Origin of the sequence: Flammeovirga pectinis (assembly GCF_003970675.1) — a bacterium.
GTDB lineage: Bacteria > Bacteroidota > Bacteroidia > Cytophagales > Flammeovirgaceae > Flammeovirga > Flammeovirga pectinis.
On record NZ_CP034562.1, the window covers coordinates 346,781 to 358,667 of the forward strand.

At 33.3% G+C, this 11,887-nt stretch carries 10 protein-coding genes; 3 read left to right on the forward strand and 7 right to left on the reverse strand.

Translation table 11 applies throughout. From position 1 onward, the window contains the following. Positions 1–104: 104 nt before the first annotated feature. Both EI427_RS01405 and fabV read left to right on the forward strand, forming a co-directional pair. Complete coding sequence (locus EI427_RS01405; protein ID WP_126610885.1) at positions 105–2,345, forward strand: helix-turn-helix domain-containing protein; 2,241 nt, start codon at positions 105–107, stop codon at positions 2,343–2,345. Positions 2,346–2,529: 184 nt separating this feature from the next. Beyond that, positions 2,530–3,717, forward strand: coding sequence for an enoyl-ACP reductase FabV (gene fabV, locus EI427_RS01410; protein ID WP_126610886.1), 1,188 nt, complete (start codon positions 2,530–2,532; stop codon positions 3,715–3,717). A 71-nt stretch (positions 3,718–3,788) separates the two neighbouring features. Here fabV and EI427_RS01415 read toward each other — a convergent pair whose 3' ends face one another. The 5 genes from EI427_RS01415 to EI427_RS01435 form a co-directional block, all read right to left on the reverse strand. Next, positions 3,789–4,250, reverse strand: a complete 462-nt coding sequence (locus tag EI427_RS01415; RefSeq protein WP_126610887.1) for a hemerythrin domain-containing protein — start codon at positions 4,248–4,250, stop codon at positions 3,789–3,791. A 91-nt stretch (positions 4,251–4,341) separates the two neighbouring features. Beyond that, a complete protein-coding gene (locus EI427_RS01420; RefSeq protein WP_126610888.1) occupies positions 4,342–4,746 on the reverse strand; it encodes a hypothetical protein in 405 nt (134 codons plus the stop codon). A 184-nt stretch (positions 4,747–4,930) separates the two neighbouring features. Further along, complete coding sequence (locus tag EI427_RS01425; RefSeq protein WP_126610889.1) at positions 4,931–6,820, reverse strand: carbohydrate porin; 1,890 nt, start codon at positions 6,818–6,820, stop codon at positions 4,931–4,933. 163 nt (positions 6,821–6,983) lie between these two features. Next, positions 6,984–7,481: a GNAT family N-acetyltransferase gene (locus tag EI427_RS01430; protein WP_126610890.1), complete on the reverse strand. Its 498-nt coding sequence runs from the start codon at positions 7,479–7,481 to the stop codon at positions 6,984–6,986. A 42-nt stretch (positions 7,482–7,523) separates the two neighbouring features. Then, entirely contained in the window at positions 7,524–8,771 is a 1,248-nt protein-coding gene (locus EI427_RS01435) for a peptidoglycan DD-metalloendopeptidase family protein (RefSeq protein ID WP_126610891.1), read from the reverse strand. A gap of 250 nt (positions 8,772–9,021) precedes the next feature. On the opposite strand from EI427_RS01435, the gene EI427_RS01440 reads away from it, so the two are divergent. Beyond that, positions 9,022–9,756, forward strand: a complete 735-nt coding sequence (locus EI427_RS01440; RefSeq protein ID WP_126610892.1) for a DUF2490 domain-containing protein — start codon at positions 9,022–9,024, stop codon at positions 9,754–9,756. Positions 9,757–9,846: 90 nt separating this feature from the next. On the opposite strand, the gene EI427_RS01445 is transcribed toward EI427_RS01440, so the two are convergent. Both EI427_RS01445 and EI427_RS01450 read right to left on the reverse strand, forming a co-directional pair. After that, positions 9,847–11,106: a spondin domain-containing protein gene (locus tag EI427_RS01445; protein ID WP_126610893.1), complete on the reverse strand. Its 1,260-nt coding sequence runs from the start codon at positions 11,104–11,106 to the stop codon at positions 9,847–9,849. Positions 11,107–11,283: 177 nt separating this feature from the next. After that, complete coding sequence (locus EI427_RS01450; protein WP_240655339.1) at positions 11,284–11,880, reverse strand: hypothetical protein; 597 nt, start codon at positions 11,878–11,880, stop codon at positions 11,284–11,286. Between the last annotated feature and the right edge of the window lie 7 nt (positions 11,881–11,887).

The window sequence follows — 11,887 nt, forward strand, 5'->3', positions numbered from 1 at the left end:
CCTATACTAAATTTTACATTCTTCTTGTTCACTATATAAATTTTCAAGAACTTGTGTCTCCATTCATTTATCCTTAACAATAAAACCAAACAGTCTAACGATTCATGGAAAATTCATTGCAAGATATTGTATCAAAATATGTAAATACTACCAACTGTAATATATTTTTAACGGGTAAAGCTGGTACTGGTAAAACAACTTTATTACGTTCTCTACACGAAAATACGCACAAAAGTGTCTGTATAGCAGCACCAACAGGTATTGCGGCAATTAATGCAGGAGGAGTAACAATACACTCACTTTTTCAGCTTCCTTTTGGTTCTTTTATTCCAGATCCGAATTTAGAATTAGACGAAAATGCAACGACAGTAGCACATATTAATACGCCTAAATCTTTATTTAAAGGGATGAAAATGGGGGCAACAAAACGTGCTATTCTAGAAGGAATGGAGCTTTTGATTATTGACGAAGTGAGTATGCTAAGAGCTGACATGCTGGATGCAATGGATTTAATTTTACGTAGTGCTCGTAAAAGAAAAGACTTGCCATTTGGAGGTGTACAAATGCTCTTTATTGGAGATATGTTACAATTACCTCCAGTAATTAAACAAGATGAATGGCAGTACCTTTATAAGTATTACCCGAATGGTTATTTCTTTAATGCGAAAGTATTTCAGGAAACAAGCATGGTACATGTAGAACTGAATAAAGTATACAGACAAGCAGACCCCACTTTTGTCAATATTTTAAATCACCTACGTGAAAATAAAGTAACAAGTAACGATGTAAAAGTACTGAACACCCATTATAATCCAGATTTTAAACAATCTACGGATGATGGATATATTCAGTTAACTACACATAATAAAATAGCCAACGAGAAAAATCAATCTTGGCTTAAAGAAATAAAGGGTAAAGAATACGAATACCAAGCAAAAGTTATTGGTGAATTTTCTGAAAGTCAATACCCTAACGAGGAGATTTTAAGATTAAAAGTTGATGCTCAAGTAATGTTTATTAAAAATGATTACTCTGGCGAAGGACGTTATTTTAATGGTAAAATTGGTAAAGTTACCAGGCTAACAAACGAAGATATTTATGTAGAGTTTGATGATGGAACTCCTGAATTTAGTGTTGAAAAATACTCTTGGGAAAATAAAAAATACGTACTCAATAAAATAACAAAAGAAGTTGAAGAAGTATTAATAGGAGAGTTTCATCAGTTCCCGTTAAAGTTAGCATGGGCAATTACAGTACACAAAAGCCAAGGGTTAACGTTCGAAAAAGCAATAATTGATGTAGGACGTGCATTTGCGGCAGGGCAAACTTATGTAGCATTATCTAGGCTAACCTCATTAGATGGGTTGGTTTTAGCATCTCCAATTTCTGAAAGGGGTATTGCAATTGATAGAAATTTGAGCGCATTTACTCAGAGCTGTCAGCCAATAGAAGAATTGACTCCTCAGTTAAAGTTAGAAGCTAGAAATTTTATTCATCAGACTTTAATGAATGCTTTCGATTTAAGTTACCTCACAGATAACTTATTAGAACACCTTACTTCTTATGATATGCTGGAGAATTTATCTACCAAGCAAAGACATAAAAAATGGGCAAAGCAGCTTTTAGACGAGATTCAGAAAATTAAGAAGGTAGGGCAGAGTTTTATGCACCAATCGCATAAGATTATTATAGATGAACACGATGGCTACATCAAACACTTATTAGAAAGAGTGGAAAAAGCCATTGCTTATTTTAATCCATTGCTTAAAGAAAAACATAAGCTTGTAATGGATCATCACGATAGTTTAAACGGACAGTCTGGTGTGATTGCTTACAGGAACGAATTAAAAGTACTTTCGTCTCATATTTATAATCAAGGACAAAGAATGTTGCGCTCAGAAAAATTGATTCTGTCTTATATAGATGGTAACGATTTATTAAAGCAAGATATTAATAAGCCTGATTATGTAATTAAAAATGAAAAACGAAAAGATGTGCCTTTAAAAGCGAAGGTTAGAGTAAGTGACAAAGGAGATAAAACAAGAAAAATTGCAACACATATTCAGACTTATGTTCTTTTTAGAAATGGTAATTCTATAGAAGAAATTGCTAGAGAAAGAGGAATGTATGAAGGTGCTGTGGAAACTCATATTGCCAAATGTATTGGTTTGGGTAAGATAGAAGTTAGCGAAATAATCAAGAGTAAAGTAAAACGCAATAAGATAGAAAAAGCTGTTGAAAACGCTGAAGATAAATCGCTTAAAAATTTAAAAGAGGTATTAGGCAGTAAATACACTTACGGAGAAATTAAATACGTAATAGCAGGAATTGAGGCAAACAATTAGCCTAATGAATAATTATTCAATTTTAAAAGTTAGTTATTTATTGGGTTTTGATCTGCTTAAAATGTGTGATTTAAAATCTTATATCCTAAAATTTATTACCTTTGCTCGCTCAAAAAAGACACAACCATTTATTTAAGACGTTTCGGAAACAGTAATGTGGACGAACAAAATAAGTATTTAAGATATGATTATCGAACCTAGAACAAGAGGCTTTATCTGTTTAACAGCTCACCCTAAAGGATGTGAGCAAAATGTTATTAATCAGATTGAATACGTTAAATCTAAAGGAGAGATTGACGGTGCAAAAAAAGTATTAGTAATTGGTGCATCTACAGGTTTTGGCTTGGCATCTAGAATTACAAGTGCATTTGGTAGCAACGCATCAACTATTGGTGTATTCTTAGAAAAAGCACCTTCAGCAGGTCGTCCGGCTTCTCCGGGTTGGTACAATAGTGCTGCGTTTGAGCAACAAGCTGAAAAAGCAGGTTTGTACGCAAAAAGTATTAACGGTGATGCTTTCTCTAACGAAATTAAGAAACAAACTATCGACATGATCAAAGAAGACTTAGGTCAGGTTGATTTAGTGATCTATAGTTTAGCATCTCCAGTAAGAACAAACCCGAACACAGGTAAAAGACATAAGTCTGTTTTAAAACCTATCGGTGATGTATTTACAAACAAAACAGTTGATTTCCATACAGGAAATGTTTCTGAAGTAACAATCCAACCAGCAACAGAAGATGATATTTCTAATACTGTTGAAGTAATGGGCGGAGAAGATTGGGACATGTGGATTACAGCTATGAAAGAAGCAGGTGTTTTAGCACAAGACTTCCAAACATATGCTTACTCTTACATTGGACCAAAATTAACAGAGCCAGTTTACAGAAAAGGTACTATTGGTGCTGCAAAAGATGATTTAGAAGCTACTGCTTTCAAAATCACAGAAAAATCTGCTGATCTTAACGGTAAAGCAATTGTTTCTGTAAACAAAGCATTGGTAACACAAGCTTCTTCTGCAATTCCTGTTATTCCTTTGTATATCTCATTGCTTTACAAAATCATGAAAGCAGATGGTATTCATGAAGGTTGTATCGAGCAAATCCAACGTTTATACGCTGACCGTATTTATGGTGCAGACTTACAATTAGACGATAAAGGTCGTGTAAGAATTGACGATTGGGAAATGCGTGAAGATGTTCAAGCTGAAGTAGATAAACTTTGGGCAATTGCTACAACAGAAAACTTAAATGAAATTGGTGATTTGAAAGGTTATTCTGATGACTTCTTCAACTTATTTGGTTTTAAAGTTGATGGTGTAGATTATGCTGCAGACGTAGACGAAGTAGTTGCTATTCCTTCTATTGGATAGTAATTGATATATATTAAAAACAGCAGTACTTTTTGGAGTACTGCTGTTTTTTTATGCCCTAGATTTGCTGCTTATTTTTCCCAAAACTCTGGTTCGAAAGCGTGTGCTTCAACTTCTTCTACATCAATATTTAAATCGTTCCCTGCAGAAAATAATTGTTCTGCTGTAGCATTCGCTTCTATCCAAGGAAATAAAGAGCGTTCTTCAAATCTAATATGATTAGTAATAAACTGACTTATTGCAAGAGCTTGATCGTAAATATCTTCTGGAGTAGCATTTACATTATCCATCATTTTGTGTATAATCTGATGATCATTTAAGAAACGAGTTTTTAAATTTTCATCAGTTAGTAAATGCAATAAAGCAGTTTCTTCTTTATCTAAATGTTCCTTTAAAACATTGGAGTAAAAATCGGTGATATAATTTACAATGGTTTCCTTATCTGTATTTTTCGCTTTTTTTAAACGACTACAGAATAATAAGCCATGGTGGTGTTCGTGAGATAATGGAACTAGGTTTTCATTTCTTTTCATAACAATAAGTTATAAAATTACAGAAACATAAAAAAGCCAGCCCTTCATAATTAATAGAAAGACTGGCGTATATTTTTATACAATTAATAGATTATTTTTTTAGATGCACAAGCAATGCTTCATAATCTACTTTTGCTAATAATTGAGCTTCAGTTTCATGTTCATCAGTTTCTACTGTACCATAAACTTTACCCGCTATATCTTTGTGGTGTTGTTCTAAGAATTTAATAAAGTTAGCTCCTTCATTAGATTTACCTGTTCCATGAGATGCAATTATGATACTATCAAAACCTTTTACATCATTATAAACTTCTTTAAAATAAGCTGTATCATTAGGCTTAGAAGTTCCATTTTTTACTTTTTTATTGTGTAAATGCCAATGTAAATGTTTAGGATCTTGTAATGTTTCTTCAGTTATTTTATGTTCTTCTTTTCCTCCTAAAGTAAAAATATCAGCATTGTGATGATCGATTTTTAATAAGCCAAATGATTTCATGATTTCTATATTTTGATGTGATAATTAGATTGTGTCTCAACCCTTTCTTTCAATTAATTCCTGAAAGTTAAAGTAGTTTACTTGCTTATTAATGAAAAGGTTACGGATTAGATATAGATCCTAAAGGTTTGATTATTATTTGATAGTAAGTAGTTATATTCTGATGTTTATAAGGTCTTTTTACTTATAAAGCATATCTAAAACGCATAGAGAATACAGCAATAGCATCTTTTTCTTGTGTGTAAACAGGGTTTACAGTAAGTTGAACATCTGGAGTGAAATTTAAATGCTCTGTTACCTGCATGTTATAAAACATTTCTAGTCCAAACTGACTTTCATCTACGGTAGGGTCAGAAGGTTCTCCAACATTTACACCAATACCAATATTGTCGGATTTTGCAATGTTATACATATAACCACCCATTACCATATAACGCATTAATGCACCATCACCTTCAGAAATGGCAGCTCTAAAAAATGTAGTTGATTTATGAAAAGACTTTGCTGCAGAAAAACAAATTCCTTGACTAGCCTCTGCAACATATCCTCCTTCTTGGTCGGTTCTAGCATCTTGATACCAATAAGTAACATGAACATTTTCTCCTTCTAGAAACGAGGTTTTAGTATTCCATCCTAATTCTACCCAGTATAAATACTCTCCTCTTTTAAATGATTGGAAATTATCTGCAATAAAATAAGTGGGTTCTCCATTGGCATCATGAAAGCCACCAGCTAAATATACATTTGGAACTATATCTTTAATTAATGCTGCAGCACCAAACCCTTGGTTAGGAATAGCCATGGCAGGGTTATTAAAAAAAGCTTCGCTTAAATAAAATTTGTATGGGTTTAACAACGGAAATAAATCAATAAAATCTCCCGGATCCATAATTCCTACAACATAGGCATATTTGCCTTTATCAAAACTTTGTCGCCAGTAGAGGTTTGTTAAACCCCAACCCATTTCTTTAAAACTAGCAGTACTTAGAGCAGAACCCGCTTCATAACCTAATTGTCTTGGAGCAGTACTCGTCATGCTATGTCGGTTTTCTAACTTAAAAATTAGTGCAGCTTCTGTAGTTTTAGAACTAAACGGTTCCCATGTACCAAACAGTCGGTATATTCCACTGGCTGCTATACTTTCTCCTTTTTTTACATACGTAGCAGATTGTCCTAAAAACATATAATCCATACCAATTGCTACATTGTATTTAAGGTTGATATACCTTTTGTAATCATAATAATGATCTAAGGGCTTATCCATTGCTTCTACATTTACCCAAGCATCTTTCTTAAGGTCATCATTTAGAAGGTCTGCATCTACAGATTTAGTACCCGTAGTAATTTGAAGTTGATCATATCCAGATTTTGAGTAACCAATTTTTGGAGGAGTAGAAATAACAACCGTATCTAAACGCATATTTTGATACATGTCGTATTCTTTTTCTTCGTGTAGAGGATTTAAAGTTAGCTCCATTTCGAGCATTTTATCCTCATTAAATTCCTGCATAATTTTAAGCATATAATCACTACTATCTGGTAATGTTATAAACCCATAATCTGGAACAGCCTCTTTCTGAATTGCCCAATAAGGATAACTTGTTCCTTTGAGTGCTATATTTTTGGTTTCGTAAGGTGCAAATTTATAGGTAGAATCACCTAGCTGAAGAGTGAGACTATCGTATGTTGTGTTCTCAATAAATAGGTTGGTGTGGTCGTGTTTTTCAGTACCTTTTTTATACTCTACAAGGTCTTCTTGCTTTAAAGGTGACTCTATAGTGATAGCACTCGATTTTACAAATCCTCTTTTATTGGTTTCTATATCCCATACTGTTATGTATTTGGCTTCTTTATCTAAGACAAGTGCCAATACAAAGTCGTCCTTTTTAAATTTTTTGACTACTTCTGATTTTGAATTAGGGTCTGCATAACCTCTAGCATCTCTGTTTAGTTTAGCATTGTGCCATTGCGCATTACTAATTCCAGGGAGAACTAAAAATGAAAGAAGGAAACCTAGTAAATAGATTTGTTTTTTGCAGTACAGTATATTTAGTCTAAACTCTTGGAACTTCATATCAATAATAAAAAGACAATGTAGTATAAGTTACATCAACAAGTTCATTTCACAAAAAGTACCTGCTGAAATAGTGTTTCAATTTTAATAAAAAGTTTGATATCAAACAAAATAAAAAGTGTTGTTTTTCTAAAAATGCACTGATATTTAGAATTGATAAGTTTTAACCCTCGATATTTTTTTCATAACAAAAGAAATCTCCTTTTCTAAATTTTACCACACCTAACATTTTATACCCTATTTTTTCATAAACACCATTTGAGATTGGATTTTGAGTATAGGCATCAAAGCGCATAGATTTATGACCAAGTTTGATAGCTAATTTTTCTCCAAAATAAATTACTTTTTTAGCAATCCCACGCCCCTGAAATTTAGGAGATACAGAAAGCCTATGCATCACTAAGAAGGAAGAAGAAGTATTTAGCCAATTGATATCATTATATTCTTCATCAAATTCAGTATTAAAAATAACATAAGCAGCTAATTCATCATCAATAAAAAATCCGTAGGCATCACCTTTAGAAATATCCTTTTCTAATATATCTAAGGTTGGGTAGTCTTCATCCCATTGGTCTATACCCATAGCCCTCATTTTAGTAGTAACGTCTTTTATTATTGTGTAAGCAGAGAGTTGATTGTTGAGCGTTAATAATTGTATCATTTTTTAGGTTTTAAGCGTTGATTTTGAAAGGAGCTAAATTTATTAGTTACTCGTTATTAAATCAACTTTATCTAGTTCTAATTTGATAGGCATAATAATTTCTTGGTATTCTTGCACTACAGAATCAGGAAGAGGGTCTGAAGATGGAATTTCTTGTCTTCTAGGATCAACTTGTTTGCCATTTTTCCAGAAACGGTAACATAAGTGAGCTCCAGTTGCTAAACCAGTTTTACCAACATAACCAATTATATCGCCTTGTTTAATTTTTACTCCTCTTCTAATTCCTTTTTTTATTTTAGACATGTGCAAGTACTGAGTTGTGTACACAGAGTTATGTCTAACTTTTACATAGTTACCATTGTACTTAGAATATTGAGCAGCCACAATCTCACCATCGCCAACAGAGTGAATAGGTGTGCCAATTGGAGCGGCATAATCTGTACCTAAATGGGCTTTGTATCTTTTTTGAACAGGGTGGAATCGTTTTCTACTGAATGATGAAGAGATACGAGAAAAGTGCAAAGGAGCTTTTAAAAATTCTTTACGTAGGCTATTTCCGAACTCATCAAAATATTCTTTCTTTCCATTATAATTATAATCAAAAGCATAGTAATCTTTACCTTGATGTGTAAAAAGGGCAGCTTCAATATGATCAATACCTACAACAGTTCCGTCGACTTCTTTTTCATAAAAAACAACTTTAAAGGCATCACCTTTTTGGATGTGAAAGAAATCTATTTGCCAAGCAAAAACATCTGCCAATTCGTTCACAAGCGCAGGCGATTCGTCTAAATCAATTAATGATTGATACAATGAAAGCTGTATGTCTGAGGCAACTTCTTTCTTTACAATCTCTACAGGTTTTTCTCCTCTGTAAACATTGCAACTATCTATTAAATCAAAAACAACATAATTAATGGGATCTTCTTGATAAATAAAATAGTTTAATTTTGAAATAGAGTCATTTGTAAAGAGCAAAGTATAATCTTTTCCAACTTTTAATCTTCTAACATCAAACACAGGTTTTGCATTGTTAGCCAGTTTAAAAATTTCTTTATACTCAACATTACTTGCAGTTAAGATATCTGCAAGACTTTGGTTTCTTTTTACAACGTTTTGTTCAACAGTCATACTATCTACATTAATTGCGTAGATATATGCAGAACTGTCAATTTCTACCTCAACAGTATCTATAATTACAATTTCTTCTTTCTCTGTAGACGGTGTGGAGCACGATTGAAAGTTCCCTATTGTACTAAGGAAAGTAAGAATGTATATATAATTTTTCATCACTTGGATATCTGAATCATCAGAATAACAAAAGCTATTCGATAGGTGTTTGTTCAATTTAGTTTAACAAAAGTAATAACTTCTAGGTATATAAATAATTTCTTAACCTAACATAGCTAAAACCATTTTGGAATTATAATAATTAAAGCGAATTGGCATTTACAGAAAAATGTAAAATAAAGGGTAATTACTTTCTTAAAAAGGACTAAATTTGCCTCAATTAAAATATACGTGACAATTATACCTATAAATGAAACCCTACTTTTTAATAATATACCTAAGTGCCTTATTGGTTTTACCTGTTACGTTGAAGGCTCAAGAAAATTATCCTGTTAAAAAAGATGTTGTTAACCAACAGTTATGGGCTGATTTCTATTTTGATATTAAATACAATGAGCGTCTAAATTTTGTGGTTGACTTAGGGTATGAAACTATTTTTCAAGAGAATTATTGGAATAAAATATATCAGCAGACTTCTGTTAACTACAAACTCAATAAGCGGTTTAATTTACAAGGTGGAGTGGCTTTTTATTACCATTTTAATAAAGAATCTGAAAATAGATTTGAATTTAGACCATGGCAAGCTGTGGTAACTAACATTGCAAATAAATTACGATGGAGTGCCAATGTTAAACTAAAATTAGAACAAAGGGTATCTTATTTAGTAGAACAAGGACGAACAGATTTTGACGTTAGAATGCGTGTTCGTTTTGGAGGATCTATGAAAATAACAAAGGATAATGTAAGAACAGGATGGTATATACCTTATGTTGCTGAATACTACTATCCTATAAAAGATGATATTCCAGAGATCTTTCATAACGTTGCAAAGGCTGGAGTTGGTATAGGTAAAAAGATTGATAATAAATGGGATTTTTCGTTATTAGCAAATTGGCAATATTCGAGGTCAGGACCCAAAGAGGTGTATCATGTAACAGATTTTGCCTACCAATTACAGATTACAAAACTGATAGGTTATGAATAAAAAAAATAGATCTTAGAAATAATCTAAGACCTATATATCCTTTTTTAAGCAATCGAGCCAATTACGACTTCTCTCTATTCAATTCAATATCTATTCAGACGCATTTGATGTAATCGAAATGCGGATCATATTTTCTATATTTGGAACGTTACTACTAGGCGATGTTTCTTCTATAACACTACCTGTTTCGGTTGTACCTGTATTTGGTCCACTTTGTCTTGGTGCTTGGTTAGTACCTGCTCCTGCATATTCATCTTCTTCAGTACCACCATCAAATAATAAAAGTTGACTAGTAATATCTCCATTAAGTGCTTGACCATTAGGGAATAAGTTGATTGCATCTCCGCCAATAAACCAATCGTTAGATTGTACTAGCATTGTAGCAAGTGATAAATATTGCCCGTCTGTAGCATCAAAAGTAAAAGAATATGTTTGCGATGGGAATATTGGTGCTGGAGCACTTCCTTGATCTGGAGTAGTAAAATGATTTTCAAAACCAGAAGGGTCTCCATCTTCAGCCAATGCTTCTAAAGCCGAACTAGCTGTACCATTTAAATTGAACACTAAATTCTCTGTGCCAACATTATATGCACCAGGTGCAAATGGAGAAACTAACCCAGAATTTTCTTCTAAAGAAGCTGTTAAGGTAGCTGTAGCCCCATCTTCTGCTAAACCTTCTAATCCTATAGACGAGGCCTCATTTCTTTTAAAAATAGGGTATTGGTCTGCAGAATGTACTACCCAATTACCAGGAGCAAAAGGAGTAGCTAAGCTTGCATTATTAGAAATATTATTAATAGTTACGGTAAACTGAGTACCTCCATTATGTGCAATTTCTACTTGGATTACATCTTGTAAAGCAGGGTAAGTAAACCCATCATTTACTTGAGAAATGAGCTTAACTGTTCCATTTTCTGTAATGCCAGTATTTGCATCACTTTGTCTAGGAGGCTGATTAACACCGATACCTGGCTCTTCATTCATTTCAGTTCCTGCATCCCAAAGATATAATTCTGATGTAAGATCCCCAGTAATGGCATTTCCATCGGCATCATAAAGAGCAATACCGCTATCGTCAGGACCGTAAAAAAGGTCGTTAGATTGCACAAACATCGTTGCAAAATTTAAATAATGTCCTGTTCCTGCATTAAACGAAAATGATTCACTTTCTCCAGGTTTAATTAAGCCTGTATTACCTGTAGTATAAAACTCTTTAGGTGTAAATGCATTTTCTATTGTTACTGTAAATGATGTTACTGGAAGTGTTTCTGGAGTGTTGTTTTCATTGTTGTCGCAACTTGAAAATAAAGCAGTTGAAGCTAAAAGTGTTGTTAAAATTGAGTTTCTCATTGGAGTAATATATTTAGTTATATTTAATTGATAACACAATTTTACGCGATCAAAACTCCACCAAATGTGAGCAGGTTCACATTTAAGAAAAAAAGAAAAAAATAACCCATTGATAAATTAATTATCAATGGGTTAAGGTGTATATATAGCTTTTATTCTTTTCCAGAAAACTACAATTTATTGTACAGTATAACCTTTGCCAGTCATACAAGCACTATATGCTTTATTGAAGTTGCCTAGTAATTCTTTTTGTTTTGCAGCAGCAGCCTGATTATTTTGATTTTGTTGAGCAGCAGCTCTTCTTCTACTTCCGCCAATACCTTTTAAACCACCAGCCGTTGCACCAATTGCAGCACCTTTTCCAGCATCTCCAGCAATAGCACCAATTGCAACACCGGCAATAGCACCTTTAGCAGCACCGCCAACAGCACCAGCAGCAGGAGCAGCTTGAACTTGTTTTGCTTCTACATGTACTTGATCTGGTGTATACCCTGTTTGTTCCGTTGCCCAAGCAAAACAAGCTTGTTCATCTTTCATTTGCGTTTCTGTGCTTTGATCTTTTGCCGGAAAAACAAATAACCCTAATTGTTTAGAAATACTAACTGTTGGAGCAGCTGTATTTGGAGGCGGAGTTGCCACTACCTGAGTTGTATCTGTAGGTGTTGTAGCCGCAGGTGGGGGTGTAGTTTCTTTATTTTCTTCAATGTTATACGTTGCTTGTGCAAAAGTGAAAGAAGAAGAAAAAAGTAGAACAGTAAATACTAGAAATTTCATATAGTAG

Bases quoted from the DNA above. Each gene is read 5' to 3' on its own strand.
- EI427_RS01445 (WP_126610893.1), bottom strand. From the start codon at position 11,106: ATGAGAAACTCAATTTTAACAACACTTTTAGCTTCAACTGCTTTATTT.
- EI427_RS01450 (WP_240655339.1), bottom strand. From the start codon at position 11,880: ATGAAATTTCTAGTATTTACTGTTCTACTTTTTTCTTCTTCTTTCACT.
- EI427_RS01430 (WP_126610890.1), bottom strand. From the start codon at position 7,481: ATGATACAATTATTAACGCTCAACAATCAACTCTCTGCTTACACAATA.
- EI427_RS01425 (WP_126610889.1), bottom strand. From the start codon at position 6,820: ATGAAGTTCCAAGAGTTTAGACTAAATATACTGTACTGCAAAAAACAA.
- EI427_RS01415 (WP_126610887.1), bottom strand. From the start codon at position 4,250: ATGAAAAGAAATGAAAACCTAGTTCCATTATCTCACGAACACCACCAT.
- EI427_RS01435 (WP_126610891.1), bottom strand. From the start codon at position 8,771: ATGAAAAATTATATATACATTCTTACTTTCCTTAGTACAATAGGGAAC.
- fabV (WP_126610886.1), top strand. From the start codon at position 2,530: ATGATTATCGAACCTAGAACAAGAGGCTTTATCTGTTTAACAGCTCAC.
- EI427_RS01440 (WP_126610892.1), top strand. From the start codon at position 9,022: ATGAAACCCTACTTTTTAATAATATACCTAAGTGCCTTATTGGTTTTA.
- EI427_RS01405 (WP_126610885.1), top strand. From the start codon at position 105: ATGGAAAATTCATTGCAAGATATTGTATCAAAATATGTAAATACTACC.
- EI427_RS01420 (WP_126610888.1), bottom strand. From the start codon at position 4,746: ATGAAATCATTTGGCTTATTAAAAATCGATCATCACAATGCTGATATT.